The following is a 14,009-nucleotide window of genomic DNA, read 5'->3' on the forward strand; positions in this document are numbered from 1 at the left end:
GGGGCCGCGGCGTCTCTCCCGCGCCGCTCAGGCCCGGGCGGTGCGCCAGGCGGCGTGCGCGAGGGTGTGGAAGGCCTCGGTGCCGGAGCGGTCCAGGCCGAGCGCGGCGGACAGCAGCGCGGCGGTGGCCGGGCGCGGTCCGGCGGTGCCGCGTTCCAGGTCGGACAGGGTGCGGATGCCCAGGCCCGCCTTGACGGCCAGCTCCTGCTGGGTCAGCCGGGCCCCCTGCCGAAGTGTGCGCAGGGCCTGCCCGAATGCCGTGCGTGGGTCCGTCTCCGGCCCGTTCTCCATATCCGCCGTCCTTCCCCCTGGTGCTTCCGTCCGGCAGGGTATCCCGCCCGGGGGCGGCCCGTTGACCGTTTCCAACTGCGGTGCGGGCTTTCGGAATTGGCTGCTCCGATCGCTCTGCCCCGGGGGTTTCGGGGCGGGGCGTGCATTGGGCCGCCCGAGGGAGTTTCGCGCCGTCCGCGCCGGGGCCGCGGCCGGGATGGGTACGTCTGTGCGACCAGCCACCCGCGCAGTCAGGCCGGGTGTCGTCGCAGCGAGGACTCCCGCGTATGCCGCCTGGTGCCCCCGGCCCCGTGATGCGTTCCGCGGCCGCCCTGCTGCTGGTCGCCGCCGCGGCGCTGCCCGCCGTGGTGGAGCTGGTCTCGCCCTCGCCGTCCACCGCGATAGGCCCGCCGTTGCCGGGTCCGGACCGGGCCGTGCCGCCCGCCGCCCGCCCCGACCTGCGGGCCCCCGGCGCGCCGGCGGTGGACCTGCGGATGTCCGGCGACCCGGCCAACCGGATCACCCTGGTGCTGCTGGGCGACGGCTACACGGCGTCCCAGCAGCAGCTCTTCCACGAGCAGGCGGACCGGGCCTGGCACGCGCTGCTGGACATCGAGCCGTTCCGCACCTACCAGGGGTTCTTCAACATACGGCGGGTGGACGTGGTCTCCCCGGAGGCCGGGATCGCCGAGACCGAGAGCGCCGGGAAGGCCCCGGACACCCCGCTGGGCATGCATTTCTGGTGCGAGGGCACCGCCCGCCTGCTGTGCGCGGACGAGACCGCCGCCGCCCGCTGGGCCGGGCAGGGCGAGGGCCCGCAGTACCTGATCGCGCTGGCCAACTCGACCGAGTACGGCGGGGCCGGCGGCACTGGGGTGACCACGCTGGCCGGCGGCAGCCCGGACGCCGGGCGGATCATCCAGCACGAGATCGGCCACACCGTCGGCGCGCTGGGCGACGAGTACGACAGCGCCCCGAGCGACCCGGACTACCCGAACCTGTCGCTGGCGGACGCCGAGGAGATGGCGCACGAGAAGGTCAAGTGGTGGCGCTGGCTGGGTGCGGTCTCCCCGGACGGCGGCGGGCCGGTGGGCGCCTACCGCAGCGCCAACGGGCTGTACCGGCCGACCGAGGACTCGGTGATGCGCAGCCTCGGCGGGGTGTACAACCTGCCGTCCCGGGAGGCGATCGTCGAGCAGCTGTACCGCCGGGTGAAGCCCACCGACGCCCCCGAGCCGGCCCCCGGGCAGGTGGACGGCCGGCCCAAGCTGCACGTCCGGCCGCTGGCCCTGACCGGCCCGCGCCAGCTGCGGATCGACTGGACGCTGGACGGCCGGCCGGTGGACGCCGCCACCGCGGACGGCACCTGGCTGGACACCGCGGGGCTGGCGCTGTCGCCCGGGCGCCGGCACACCGTCACCGCGACGGTGCAGGACACCACCGACTGGGTGCGCGACGAGGCGTTCCGGGCCCAGTACATGACGCGGTCGGTGAGCTGGACGCTCGCGGGCTGAGCGGGCCCCGGGCAGGTCGGGCATACCCTGACGAAAAGGTCAGGTGATGGGATGACTAGCCTGATTGCACTATGAGCGTGGACCCCGTCCCCACCGCACCGTCCCTGTCCGTACCCGCTCCCCGTCGCGCCGAGGAAGCCCGCACCGGCCCCGTCGCGGCCGTCCCGCACCCGCCCGGCGGCCGGGCCGCCTGGTTCGCCTGGTCGATCGGCGTCGCCGTCTACGTCCTGGCCGTGGTGCACCGCACCAGCCTCGGCGTGGCCGGGCTGGACGCCTCCGCCCGGTTCGGCATCGGCGCCTCCGCCCTGTCCACCTTCTCCATCCTGCAGGTCCTGGTGTACGCCGGGATGCAGATCCCGGTCGGCCTGCTGGTCGACCGGATCGGCCCGCGCCGGGTGCTGCTGCTCGGCGTGGCGCTGATGAGCGCCGGCCAGTTGGCGTTCGCGTTCTCCACCGCGTTCGCGCCCGCGCTGGCCTCCCGCGCGGTGCTCGGCTGCGGCGACGCGATGACCTTCATCAGCGTGCTGCGGATCGCCGCCCGCTGGTTCCCTGCCGCCCGCAACCCGTTCGTCGCGCAGCTCACCGGCCTGGTCGGCACCGGCGGCAACCTGGTCACCACCGTGGTGCTCGCGCAGGCCCTGCACACGGCCGGCTGGAGCACCACCTTCGGCGTGATCGCGCTCACCGGGGTGCCGGTCTTCGTCGCCGTGCTGGCCCTGCTGCGGGAGGCGCCGCCCGGCCCGGCCGCCGCGGTGCCGGCGCCCCGGGAGGGCGCCCGGCCGCCGGTCGGCGGCCTGATCCGGGCAGCCTGGTCGGAGCCCGGGACCAGGCTCGGCCTGTGGGTGCACTTCACCACGGCGTTCCCGGCGTCCGCGTTCGGCCTGCTCTGGGGGCTGCCCTACCTGGTCGAGGGCCAGGGCATGTCCCGGGCCGGCGCGGGCGGGCTGCTCAGCCTGCTGGTGCTCAGCAGCATGGCGTTCGGCCTGCTGTTCGGCCGGCTGATCTCCCGCTCGGCGGCGCTGCGGCTGCCGGTCGCCTTCACCGTGCTGGCCGCCACCACGCTCTGCTGGACGGTCACCCTGGCCTGGCCGCACGGCCGGCCGCCGCTGTGGCTGCTGGTGGTGCTGGTCCTGGTGATGGGCAGCAACGGCCCGGCCTCGCTGATCGGCCTCGACTACGCCCGCGCCCACAACCCGGCCGAGCGGATGGGCACCGCGTCGGGCATCGCCAACATGGGCGGATTCATCGGCTCGATGATCACCCTGCTGGGCATCGGCGTGCTGCTGGACGCGCTGGCCGACCCGGGCAGCGACGGCTACGGCGCGCACGCCTACCAGCTGGCGTTCTGCTTCCAGCTGCTGCCGATGCTGCTCGGGACGGCGATGATCCTGCGGCTGCGGCGCAAGCTGGCCGCCGCCGGGTAGCGGATCAGGGGGTGCTCGTCAGGTGGGCGAGCACCCGGCTGCCCAGCTCCTCGTCGCCGACCACGTTGACCAGCGCGGTCTCCGGGTTGACCCGGCCGCAGCACAGCCGCACGAAGGTCTGCCAGTCCATCGCCAGCCGCACGTCCGGGGCGGCGTCCACCGACTCGTCCACGCTGCCCCGGCCGTGCGCGCCGACCCGGACGGTGCGCTGGAACGGCATCGCGCCCGCCACGTCGAAGACCACGGTGCTGCCGATCGGCGCGCCCGCCTCCTTGGCGACCTGCTTCGGCAGCGTGTCGATCAGCAGGTCCCGAGTGACCAGGGCCGCCGCGGAGTCCAGGTTGCCGGGCTCCTGGAGCGCCCGGCGCAGGTCCTGCTCGTGCACCCACACGTCGAAGGCGCGCAGCCGCAGCATCGTCGCGTACGGCATCTCCCGGGACAGCGGGCCGGCCGGCCAGCGCACCAGGTCCTCCGCCGAGTGCCGGGAGTTGCGCAGCGCCCGCGAGCGGCGGATCACCGTGTACTCCAGCTCGCTGGTGATCTCCACCGGCGTCCAGCAGCGGCGCTTGTCCACCGGCAGCTCCATGTACCGGGTGAACTCGTTGGTGACGTGCCGCAGGTCGCGCGGCAGCGCGTGGATCGGCCGGGGGTCGCCGAGCAGCTCCGACTCCACGCCGATGACGTGCGACACCACGTCGCGCACCGACCAGCCCGGGCACTCGGTGGCCCGGTTCCACGCGTCGGTCGGCAACGGGGCGAGCAGCTCGGATATGGACTCGATCGACTGCGTCCACGCATCGGTGTACGCCTGCACGGTCTGGTTGTCCGTCACGGGTATCTCCGGCCCCTCCGTCGGCTTGCGTCGTCCCACGTCGCCCGGGCTGCCGAGACCTTCGCACGGACGCGCATACGGCACGTTACGCTGCCGGGTGAGAGCAGGGCAGCGCTTTCGGGTGACGATCGTAGGACTCTTGTCGTGGACGGTGGTACTGTGCGCGCTTCATTGATCCAACTCGCGGTCTCGGACACCGAGCCGGCCGCCGAGCGGCGGGCCAGGGCCGCGGCGCTGGTCCGCGCCCAGGACGGCGCCGACCTGGTGGTGCTGCCCGAACTGTGGCCGGTCGGCGGCTTCGCCTACGACGCCTGGTCCGACGGCGCCGAACCCCTCGACGGGCCCACCGCCGAGACGATGTCCGCCGCCGCCCGCGCGGTCGGCTGCTGGCTGCACGCCGGCTCGATCGTCGAACGCGACCCCGACGGGCCGATCTACAACACCTCGCTGCTGTTCGCCCCGGACGGCGAACTGGTCCGCACCTACCGCAAGATCCACCGCTTCGGCTTCGACCGGGGCGAGGCCGTCGTGATGGGCGCCGGCCAGGAGATCGTCACCGCGGACGCCGGCTTCGCCACCCTGGGCCTGGCCACCTGCTACGACCTGCGCTTCCCCGAACTGTTCCGGGCCCTGCTGGACGCCGACGCCGAACTGCTGGTGGTCCCCGCCGCCTGGCCCGCCCGGCGCGCCGAGCACTGGAACCTGCTGGCCCGCGCCCGCGCCGTCGAGGAGCAGGCCTACGTGCTGGCCTGCAACACCGCCGGCACCCACGGCGGCGTCGAACAGGCCGGCCGCAGCCTGGTCGTCGACCCGTGGGGCCGGGTGCTCGCCGAGGCCGGGCCGGACGAGCAGGTGCTCGGCGTCGAGTTCGACCCCGCCGAGGTGGCCAAGTGCCGCGCCGAATTCCCGGTCCACCGGGACCGGCTGCTCGGAATCCCGGCACCGGTACAACGGTGAACAAATCTGACATTTCCCCGCACATTGCCGTACCTTGGTCCGGATTGACCATTCCGGGGTAATCTGTGCGCGTTTTGGGAGCTGTCCGGCAGCGGTACGGCCCGGAGGAGGGGTGGGGTGGCCATGGTCGGCGTGGGAGCCGGGAGCGGCCGTGCCCTGATCCGGCGCAACAGCCTCCGCGAGCAGATCTCCGACGCCCTGCGTGACGAGATGATGGCCGGCCGACTGCCCGCCGGCCGCAACTTCACCGTCAAGGAGATCGCCGACGTCTACGGCGTCTCCGCCACCCCCGCCCGGGAAGCCCTGGTCGACCTCGCCGCGCAGGGCCTGCTGGTCAGCGAACCCCACCGCGGCTTCACCGTCCCCGAGTTCACCTGGGACGACTACCTGGAGATCTTCGAGGCCCGGGCGCTGCTCACCGACAGCGCGCTGCGCAACCTCGGGCACCGGCCGCACCCCTACGACTGGTCCCGGACGGTCTCGCTGCGCCGCCGCGCCGACGCGGCCACCCGGGCCGCCCGGGCCGGCCACCTCGACGTGCTGGTCGGCTGCGACCTGCGGTTCTGGCAGGAGGCCGCCGCCATCCTGTGCAACGAGCGGATCGCCGACTACCTCGGCTGGCTGCGCGTCCAGTCCTGGATGTTCGCCGCCCCGCACCTGCGCGCCGCCGGCGACCTGGCCGGCGTCTGCTGGGACGGGCACGGCGAACTCGTCGACCGGATCGAGGCCCGCGACCACGAAGGCGCCCGGCGGCTGGTCAACCAGTACAACCTGTTCACCGTCGAACTCCTCGCCGGGCTGCTCGGCCGGCCGCTCGACGGGTACCCCGTCCTGCGGCTGCTGCGCGAGTCGGCCGAGGCCGACGTACCGTCAGCCGCCCCCGGGCAGGAGCCGGACGACGCCCAACCGGCGCACGGCGCCGTCGGGTTGGGGCGCGTCCCGCTGCCCAGGTTCGTGCCGCCCGGCCGGTTCACCCGGTCGTTCCGGCCGGGGCGCGGGGAGCCCGCCACGGGCCGGTAGGGTTGGGGCCCGTTGCCCCGCCCGACCGAGAGGATGAGCCGGCCCATGGCCTGCGACCTCTGGCTCGTCCCGCTCGTGGACGTGCTCACCACCAGTCCCGAGAACCCGTTCCGGGACGACCTCGACCGCTACAACGGGGTACTCGCCCAGCACGGGCTGCCGCCCGTCCCGGTCCACCCCTACGTGCCCGGCTTCACCGGCGACGTCGAGACGATAGCCGCGTTCGACTACGACTCGCTCCACTTCCTGCGCCGCGCCTACCTGTTGGGGCTCACCGGCTTCGAGGTGGCACCGGTGGACGCGCTCGGCAGCGACTACGAACAGCTCCTGGAGATGTTCGAGGCCACCGCCGAACAGTCGCACCTGGTCTGGCACTTCGACCACGCCGGGGCGTACGTCCCGGTGGAGTTCGCGGTGCCGCTGGTCGCCGACGAACTCCTCGCCGCAGGCGGCCCGTTGGGCTCCTCCTACGGCCTGCTGCGCGAACTCCAGGCGGTCGCCCCGCTGTTGGGCATCGACCCGCTCAACCCCCCGGCGCCCACCCGCCCGTTGGGCCCCACCCAACTGGAACAGCCCTTCGGCCCGCCGATCGACGACTTCCAGCACCCCTTCGCCCGCGAACGCCACGCCTGGGCCGGCCTCTACGCGGCCGCGGCCCGCAGCGTCTCCCAGGGCTCCATGATCGTCTTCGCGTAGGGGCGAGTTTTTCGCGCGGGGAGATTCCCGCAAGCCCGGTGGGCGCGAACGCGGATGGGCGCGAAAACAGGGGCGCGGGGAACTGCGCGAAGCGGAAGGCACCCCACCGCAAAGATCGCGACGCAGGACAGCGACTTGCACTTGATCGCGACCTTGCGGACGGGCCTTGCGCTTGTCGCGCAGTTCCCCGCGCCCCCGGTTTCGCACCCTCCTGCGTCTCGCGCCCTTTCAGCGCAGGGGCCCCTCCGGGGGACGTTGGCGTGGCATGGTCGGCCGAGCCCCCGGCGGGGGCAGGACGCGGACCTGCGCGCCGGTGCCGACCTCGTTGCGTCCGCCCCAGGCGCCGGCCGCCTGGGTGGGGAGCTGCGTCATGCCGGCGCGGAATTCGAGCATCCACTCCGAGGTCTCGGTGCGGACCATGTCGGAGACGTCCTCGCAGAAGCGCCGCAGCACGCCGAGGCAGCGTTCGGCGGCCTCGCCGGCCGTGCCCTCGGTGGGGCCGAGGACCTCCCGGACGCACTCGGAGGCCCAGTCGAACTGGAAGGCTTCCAGGCGCCGTTGCAGGGCCTGCGAGGTGGAGACGTCGCGCATCCAGCCGGAGGTGAGCCCGAAGGCGCGGTCGGCGACCAGCGACGCGGCGGCGAGGGCGAGGCCGGCGTAGCCCCATTCGAGGGCGTGCGGGACGACGTCGGTGAGGGAGAGGATCGGGGCGCCGACCCCGCCGACCGTGAAGACGCCGGCGGCGAAGCGGAGCAGCCGGGCCCAGCGGCGCTTCCAGACGCGGTCGCGGCGGTACCACTCGATGGCTTCCACGGCCCGCTCCTCGGACCAGCGGTACAGCTCTTCGAGCCGTTCGGCGGGCTCGCCCCAGTCGCCCAGCGGGAATTGACGGGCGCTCAGGTCGGTGCGGCGGCGGGTGTGGATCCGTCCGCCGGAGCCCGGGACGGGCTGGTCGTCATCGGCGACCTCTTTGCCCCAAGGACTCTCCTCGGGCTGCATTTCCGGCTGGCTCACCTGTGGCGCTCCCTGTGGCGGGGTGACTGCGGAGGCCCGGCGGGGTACCGGGACCGGCGGTGCGGTGCGGACATCGATCTCGGCGCGGGCTTGGCGGAGCCGTCCATGGTGCCGTGCCCGGCGTGCGGCCGGGTCCTTGTCCAACAGCACTTCTTACCGCCAAATGGCTGACCGTGGGGGCGCTTCCGGAGTGATCGTTATGTGATTTCACCTCCGGAAGCCGAGGTCGGAGGGTTGTGCTGCCCGGCCGGATTTCACCCGTCCGAGCGAGGTGAAGCCGGGCCGTCCGCATGACTGCTCACCCGTTCGAGCTGCGATTGTGCGTTCGCATGAACGGGGCGCGCCGGATTCGCCCACGAATTGGAGCTTCGTACGGAGCCGCCGACGGTCCGGAACGGGCCACCGACTAGGCTGCGGGGCGTGAAGGTCCTCGTCATCGGCGGCGGCGCCCGCGAACACGCCCTGTGCCGCTCCCTGTCCCAAGATCCCGCTGTCACCGAGCTGCACTGCGCCCCGGGCAACGCCGGGATCGCGCGGGTGGCCACCCTGCACCCGGTCGACCAGCTGGACGGTGCGGCGGTCACCGCGCTGGCCCGCGAGCTGGCCGCCGACCTGGTCGTGGTCGGCCCGGAGGCCCCGCTGGTGGCCGGGGTCGCCGACCCGCTGCGGGCGGCCGGCATCCCGGTGTTCGGCCCGAGCGCCGAGGCCGCGCAGTTGGAGGGCTCCAAGGCGTTCGCGAAGGACGTGATGGCCGGGGCCGGCGTCCCGACCGCGCGTTCCTACGTGTGCACCACCGAGGCGGAGGTCGCCGAGGCGCTGGACGCCTTCGGCGCCCCCTATGTGGTGAAGGACGACGGCCTGGCGGCCGGCAAGGGCGTCGTGGTCACCGAGGACCGCGCCGCCGCGCTGGAGCACGCCAAGGGCTGCGACCGCGTGGTGATCGAGGAGTACTTGGACGGCCCGGAGGTGTCGCTGTTCGCGATCACCGACGGCACCACCGTGCTGCCGCTCGTCCCCGCGCAGGACTTCAAGCGCGCGCTGGACGGCGACCAGGGCCCCAACACCGGCGGCATGGGCGCCTACACCCCGCTGCCGTGGGCCCCCGAGGGCCTGGTCGGCGAGGTGCTGGAGACGGTCCTCCAGCCGACCGTCGACGAGCTGCGCCGCCGCGGCACCCCGTTCTCCGGCCTGCTGTACGCGGGCCTGGCGCTGACCTCGCGCGGCACCCGGGTGATCGAGTTCAACGCCCGCTTCGGCGACCCGGAGACCCAGGTCGTGCTGGCCCGGCTGCGCACCCCGCTGGCCGGCGTGCTGCTCGCCGCCGCCAACGGCACGCTCGCCGAACTGGAGCCGCTGCGCTGGTCCGAGGACGCCGCGGTCACCGTGGTGCTGGCCTCCGAGGGCTACCCGGCGAACCCGCGCACCGGCGACCCGATCGACGGCCTGGACGACGCGGAGGCCGACGGCACCGCGTTCGTGCTGCACGCCGGCACCAAGGCGGGCGCCGAGGGCGAGGTGCTGACCGCGGGCGGCCGGGTGCTGTCCGTCACCGCCACCGGCGCCGACCTCGCCGAGGCCCGGGCCAAGGCGTACGCCGGCCTGGCGAAGATCTCCTTCAAGGGCGCCCAGCACCGCACCGACATCGCGGCGAAGGCCGCACAGTAAAGAAGAAGGCCCCCGCGGGGCGCTGCGCCCGGACCGACCCGTCCGGACGCAGCGCCCCGCGGCGTTTCCCGAGGTGGCGGCGGAGTGGGCCGCACGTCGAAAAAGCAGTCCTTCGGGTGATCTGTTGGTCATCCTGCTGACGGAGCCGGAGCCTCCGCCGTAGGGTGCGCTGCATCGCGCAGGGGCGGGGGCACCGGCGCGGGCGCGGCTCGTCGGCACGACGCGCCCGGGGGATGCTGGGAGCGGTGGCGCGCCCCGCCGAGGTGTCACCAGGACGGGTGGTCTCCCCGGGGTTCCGGAACACCCGCCCGTACCGGGGCGTCGAGACTGGCAGGAGAGCGCCACGCGAGTCGCACCACCGGGTTCGGCACCCGCCGCTTCCCGTACCGGAATTGATCGAGTCGAGTCGGCTGCGAAGGGGGTGCCGCGGCGATGGCTGCAGTGGACACCGCACGCGCACGGGCCCGGGCCGTCCTGCGTCTTCGCGGGCGGGCCGTGGCCGCCGCCGCGCTGCCCGCCGCCTGCGCGGCGGTGCTGCTGGTCGGGCGGTTCACCGGACGGATAGGCGCGGCCGGTTCACCGGACGCCGCGCTCTGGGACGGCATCCGCTGGGCGGTCGGCGCGGTCGCCGCGCTGGTGCTGCTGCTGGCCGCCCTGGTGGCCCGCTCGCACCGCCGGGCCGTCCCGCCGGTCACCCCGGCGGTGCCGCTGAGCAGGGCGGACGCGCCGGAGCTGTACCGCCTGATCGAGGAGCTGGCCGGCCGGCTGGAGGTGCCGGCGCCGGCCGCGATCGCGCTCACCCCCGACTGCGACAGCTGGCTGGAGGAACCGCACCGGCCCGGCCGACGGGCCGCGCCCGGCGCGCCGGTGCTGGTGATCGGCTCCCCGTTCCTGTGGTGGATGCGGGCCGGCGAGCTGCGCGCCCTGCTGGCCCCGGTGGTGGCGGGCACGGCGGCCGCCGCCGACCCGGACATCGCGGCCGCCCGCCGCTGGCTGCGCACCCTGGACGCCGCGCTGGGCGACCGGCACCGCGGGCCGGGCGCGCTGGTCGACCGGATCGACCGGCGGCTGCTCGGGGCCTGCCGCGAGCACTCCGCCGAGCTGGAGCACGCGGTCGCCGCGTGGGCGTCCGAGCAGGCCAAGGCCGTCGACTACGGGCTGCGGATCGCCGCCCAGGAGCAGGTCGGGCTGGCCTACGCGGGCTGGGACCGACTGCTCACCCGGGTCGCGCTGCCCGCCTGGAGGCTCGGCCGGCACCCCTCGCACCTGAACGCCGGCGTGGTCTCCGCGCTCACCGAGCTGTCCCGCCGCGACCGGCTGGCCGACGGCTACGGGAACCGGCTCGGCGACCGCCCCGCCTGCGACCTGCTGGAGGAGCCCGGCCTGGTGGACGCCCGGGTGTCCCGGCTGGCCGCCGAGCTGCTCCACGAGGAGCCGCCCGGCGGCTGGCAGCCGCTGGACTGGGACGACTACCCGGAGCAGGTCGTCGACCACGGCTGGCGGGAGAGCGCCGCCGCCCTGCAGGCCGCCCTCGGCGACGACGACCGCCCGCACACCGGGCCCGCGCTGGACAAACTGCTGGCCCGGCTGGCGGCGGGCGAGGCCGACACCCTGGCGGCCGCACTGGCGGGCAGGGTGGCGCGCGCGGCCGAGGTCGCGCCCCCTCTGCCACCCGTGCGCAGCGGACGCGACCTGCTGGTCGAGCACCTGACCGCCACGGTCTGCTGCGCCGCGGTGGACGCGGGCACGGCCGATCCGGGCCTCGACTGGCTGGACGGCCCGGTGCTGCTGTCCCGGGCGGCGCCCCGGGCGGCGCTGGCCCCCGCGGTGGCGGCCGCCGCGGAGGCCGGGCAGGACGGGCCGCTGCGGGCCTGGCTGGAACGGGCCGGGGTGCGGCTGGAGCGTCCGGTACGGCTTTCCGGCTGAATTTCCGAAAGATCCCGGGAATCCCGGTTTCGTCGGTACTAATTGCTACGGTGGGGTGACACTGCGCCAGCAAAAGTGGTGTGCTGGTCCGCACGCACATCCGCATGGCACATGCCACCCTCGGCGGATGCGCAAGGGTGTGGGAGGGGCGTGTGGGAACGGAATCCAACCGCCGGTGGGAGTCCGGCACGCTGGCGCACGGGGTGTCCGATCCGTTCGGCCAGGGCCCGCTGCCGTGGCTGCGCAGCCCCGACCACTACCTGGCGGACGGCGAGGGCGCGGTGCCCTGGTACGTGAGCGTGGACGCCCCGGGGCAGCGCCCGCTGGAGGGCGCCGCCCGGCGGCCGCGTCCGGCGGTGAGCGGCCCGGGCAACGCGGACGACGTGCGGCAGCAGATCAAGGGGTTCGCCTCGTCGAGCGTGGCGCGCCCGGGCGGCTCGCTGGACCTCCGGGTGACGGTGCACCCGCCGCAGGAGTTCCAGGTCGACGTCTACCGGATCGGCCACGACGGCGGCGACGGCGCCCGCCAGGTCTCCTCCAGCCCGCTGATCTCCGGCCTCGTCCAGCCCCCGCCGATGGTCGCCGACCGCACCGTCTCCTGCCACCACTGGTGGCAGTCCTGGCGGCTGCAGGTCCCGCAGGACTGGCGGCCGGGCGCGTACGTGGCGGTGCTGACCACGGCCGACGGCGGGCACCGCAGCCACATCCCGTTCACCGTCCGGGACTTCGACTCGGCGGACCTGCTGCTGGTGCTGCCGGACGTGACCTGGCAGGCGTACAACCTGTTCCCGGAGGACGGGCACCGCGGCGCCAGCCTGTACCACGCGTGGGACGCGGCGGGGCGGCTGGTCGGCGAGGCGGAGGCGGCCGTGACGGTCTCCTTCGACCGGCCGCACGCCGGGGCCGGGCTGCCGCTGCACGTCGGGCACGCGTACGACTTCATCCGGTGGGCCGAGCGGTACGGCTACGACCTGGGCTACGCCACCGCCACCGACCTGCACGCCGGCCTGGTGGACGCCGCCCGGTACAAGGCGCTGGTGTTCCCCGGGCACGACGAGTACTGGTCGGAGCCGATGCGGCGGGCCGTGGAACGGGCCCGCGACGGCGGCACCTCGCTGGTGTTCCTGTCCGCCAACTCGCTGTACTGGCGGGTGGAGTTGACGGCCGGCGCGAACGGCGAGCCGTCCCGGCTGCTGAACTGCCGCAAGCGCCAGAAGGTCTCCGCCGACCACCCCGCGGCCGGCGCACCGGGCGCGCCGAGCGCGCTGTGGCGGGACGCGGGCGAGCCGGAGCAGCACCTGCTGGGCATCCAGTACGCGGGCTCGGTGCCCGCGCCGGTGCCGCTGGTGGCCCGGAACACCGCGCACTGGCTGTGGCAGGGCACCGGCCTCGCCGAGGGCGAGGAGCTGCCCGGCCTGGTCGCGGGCGAGGCCGACCGCTACTACCCGAAGGTCGCCCTGCCGGCCTGCACCGAGCGCACCCTGCTGGCGCACTCCCCGTACCGGGACGCCGCCGGGCGGCTCACCCACCAGGAGACCTCGCTGTACCGGGCACCCAGCGGCGCGTACGTGTTCGCCTCGGGGACGTTCGCCTGGTCGCCCGCGCTGGACCGCCCCGGGCACACCGACGAGCGGATCCAGCGGGCCACCGCCAACCTGCTCGACCACCTCTGCAAGGAGGGCCGCACCGGCCCCTGACCAGGCACCGGGCGGGGCCGCGCCCGCCCCGGTCCCCGCCCGCATGAAAGACTCCCCGCAGCAGAGCCCCCCAGCTGTGAGGACGTTACGACCGTGAGCGGATTCGTCACCAAGCCCGAGCCGGCCCAGGTGCCCGGCCTGGTCCACCTGCACACCGGCAAGGTGCGCGACCTGTACCGGGACGGCAACGGCAACCTGGTGATGGTGGCCAGCGACCGCACCTCCGCCTACGACTGGGTGCTGCCCAACGAGATCCCCGACAAGGGCCGCATCCTCACCCAGCTGTCGCTGTGGTGGTTCGAGCGGATCGCCGACCTGGTGCCCAACCACGTGATCTCCACCGAACTGCCCGAGGGCGCCCCCGCCGACTGGGCCGGCCGCACCCTGATCTGCCGCAGCCTGGAGATGGCGCCGGTGGAGTGCGTGGCCCGCGGCTACCTGGCGGGCTCCGGCCTGGAGGAGTACCGGGCGTCCCGCACGGTGTGCGGCATCGCGCTGCCGGAGGGCCTGGACAACGGCTCCGAGCTGCCCGCCCCGATCTACACCCCGGCGCTGAAGGCCGAGGTCGGCGAGCACGACGAGAACGTCTCCTACGAGGAGACCGCGCACCGGGTCGGCGCCGAGCTGGCCGCCACCCTGCGGCAGACCACCCTCGCCGTCTACTCGCGGGCCCGCGAGATCGCCCGCGACCGGGGCCTGATCCTTGCCGACACCAAGTTCGAGTTCGGCCTGCTGGACGGCGAACTGGTCATCGGCGACGAGGTGCTGACCCCGGACTCGTCCCGCTACTGGCCGGCCGACGAGTGGCAGCCGGGCCGCGACCAGCCGTCCTTCGACAAGCAGATCATCCGCGACTGGCTGACCTCGCCGGCCTCCGGCTGGGACCGCAGGAGCGACAACCCGCCGCCGGCGCTGCCCGCCGAGATCGTCGAGCACACCCGGCAGCGCTACATCGACGCGTACGAGAAGCTCACCGGCCTCACCTGGAAGTGAC

Annotated in this window: 12 protein-coding genes; 9 read left to right on the forward strand and 3 right to left on the reverse strand. The window is 74.4% G+C overall.

Going from position 1 to position 14,009, the window contains the following annotated elements:
* Positions 1–27: 27 nt before the first annotated feature.
* Positions 28–291, reverse strand: coding sequence for a helix-turn-helix domain-containing protein (locus tag ACWEMJ_RS11600; RefSeq protein WP_452136810.1), 264 nt, complete (start codon positions 289–291; stop codon positions 28–30).
* Between the two features lie 293 nt (positions 292–584).
* Here ACWEMJ_RS11600 and ACWEMJ_RS11605 point away from each other — a divergent pair, with 293 nt between their 5' ends.
* Together ACWEMJ_RS11605 and ACWEMJ_RS11610 are read left to right on the forward strand one after the other, a co-directional pair.
* The gene (locus ACWEMJ_RS11605) at positions 585–1,784 is read left to right on the forward strand and encodes a M64 family metallopeptidase (RefSeq protein WP_452136882.1); all 1,200 of its coding nucleotides are present in this window, start codon (positions 585–587) and stop codon (positions 1,782–1,784) included.
* Positions 1,785–1,855: 71 nt separating this feature from the next.
* Positions 1,856–3,208 (forward strand): MFS transporter, encoded by a 1,353-nt coding sequence (locus ACWEMJ_RS11610; RefSeq protein ID WP_452136811.1) that lies wholly within the window; start codon positions 1,856–1,858, stop codon positions 3,206–3,208.
* Positions 3,209–3,212: 4 nt separating this feature from the next.
* Here ACWEMJ_RS11610 and ACWEMJ_RS11615 read toward each other — a convergent pair whose 3' ends face one another.
* Positions 3,213–4,040 (reverse strand): maleylpyruvate isomerase family mycothiol-dependent enzyme, encoded by an 828-nt coding sequence (locus ACWEMJ_RS11615; protein ID WP_452136812.1) that lies wholly within the window; start codon positions 4,038–4,040, stop codon positions 3,213–3,215.
* A gap of 159 nt (positions 4,041–4,199) precedes the next feature.
* Between ACWEMJ_RS11615 and ACWEMJ_RS11620 the strand changes: the two genes are divergently transcribed.
* The 3 genes from ACWEMJ_RS11620 to ACWEMJ_RS11630 all read left to right on the forward strand — a co-directional run bounded on the left by ACWEMJ_RS11620 (position 4,200) and on the right by ACWEMJ_RS11630 (position 6,713).
* Positions 4,200–4,997, forward strand: a complete 798-nt coding sequence (locus tag ACWEMJ_RS11620) for a carbon-nitrogen family hydrolase (RefSeq protein WP_452136813.1) — start codon at positions 4,200–4,202, stop codon at positions 4,995–4,997.
* Positions 4,998–5,120: 123 nt separating this feature from the next.
* Positions 5,121–6,017, forward strand: a complete 897-nt coding sequence (locus ACWEMJ_RS11625) for a GntR family transcriptional regulator (RefSeq protein WP_452136883.1) — start codon at positions 5,121–5,123, stop codon at positions 6,015–6,017.
* 45 nt (positions 6,018–6,062) lie between these two features.
* Complete coding sequence (locus tag ACWEMJ_RS11630; protein ID WP_452136814.1) at positions 6,063–6,713, forward strand: hypothetical protein; 651 nt, start codon at positions 6,063–6,065, stop codon at positions 6,711–6,713.
* 228 nt (positions 6,714–6,941) lie between these two features.
* Here ACWEMJ_RS11630 and ACWEMJ_RS11635 read toward each other — a convergent pair whose 3' ends face one another.
* Entirely contained in the window at positions 6,942–7,727 is a 786-nt protein-coding gene (locus tag ACWEMJ_RS11635; RefSeq protein ID WP_452136815.1) for an SLATT domain-containing protein, read from the reverse strand.
* A gap of 420 nt (positions 7,728–8,147) precedes the next feature.
* Here ACWEMJ_RS11635 and purD point away from each other — a divergent pair, with 420 nt between their 5' ends.
* The 4 genes from purD to ACWEMJ_RS11655 all read left to right on the forward strand — a co-directional run bounded on the left by purD (position 8,148) and on the right by ACWEMJ_RS11655 (position 14,008).
* Entirely contained in the window at positions 8,148–9,392 is a 1,245-nt protein-coding gene (purD, locus tag ACWEMJ_RS11640) for a phosphoribosylamine--glycine ligase (RefSeq protein WP_452136816.1), read from the forward strand.
* A 432-nt stretch (positions 9,393–9,824) separates the two neighbouring features.
* Positions 9,825–11,318, forward strand: a complete 1,494-nt coding sequence (locus tag ACWEMJ_RS11645; RefSeq protein WP_452136817.1) for a hypothetical protein — start codon at positions 9,825–9,827, stop codon at positions 11,316–11,318.
* A gap of 152 nt (positions 11,319–11,470) precedes the next feature.
* Positions 11,471–13,015 (forward strand): N,N-dimethylformamidase beta subunit family domain-containing protein, encoded by a 1,545-nt coding sequence (locus ACWEMJ_RS11650; protein WP_452136818.1) that lies wholly within the window; start codon positions 11,471–11,473, stop codon positions 13,013–13,015.
* 93 nt (positions 13,016–13,108) lie between these two features.
* Positions 13,109–14,008: a phosphoribosylaminoimidazolesuccinocarboxamide synthase gene (locus ACWEMJ_RS11655; protein WP_452136819.1), complete on the forward strand. Its 900-nt coding sequence runs from the start codon at positions 13,109–13,111 to the stop codon at positions 14,006–14,008.
* Position 14,009: the final 1 nt, after the last annotated feature.

This window comes from Kitasatospora sp. NPDC004531, from assembly GCF_053602195.1.

Excerpts from the sequence above, each read along its gene's own strand:
- ACWEMJ_RS11600 (WP_452136810.1), bottom strand. The coding sequence starts at position 291 with ATGGAGAACGGGCCGGAGACGGACCCACGCACGGCATTCGGGCAGGCC.
- ACWEMJ_RS11605 (WP_452136882.1), top strand. The coding sequence starts at position 585 with ATGCGTTCCGCGGCCGCCCTGCTGCTGGTCGCCGCCGCGGCGCTGCCC.
- ACWEMJ_RS11610 (WP_452136811.1), top strand. The coding sequence starts at position 1,856 with ATGAGCGTGGACCCCGTCCCCACCGCACCGTCCCTGTCCGTACCCGCT.
- ACWEMJ_RS11625 (WP_452136883.1), top strand. The coding sequence starts at position 5,121 with ATGGTCGGCGTGGGAGCCGGGAGCGGCCGTGCCCTGATCCGGCGCAAC.
- ACWEMJ_RS11630 (WP_452136814.1), top strand. The coding sequence starts at position 6,063 with ATGGCCTGCGACCTCTGGCTCGTCCCGCTCGTGGACGTGCTCACCACC.
- ACWEMJ_RS11645 (WP_452136817.1), top strand. The coding sequence starts at position 9,825 with ATGGCTGCAGTGGACACCGCACGCGCACGGGCCCGGGCCGTCCTGCGT.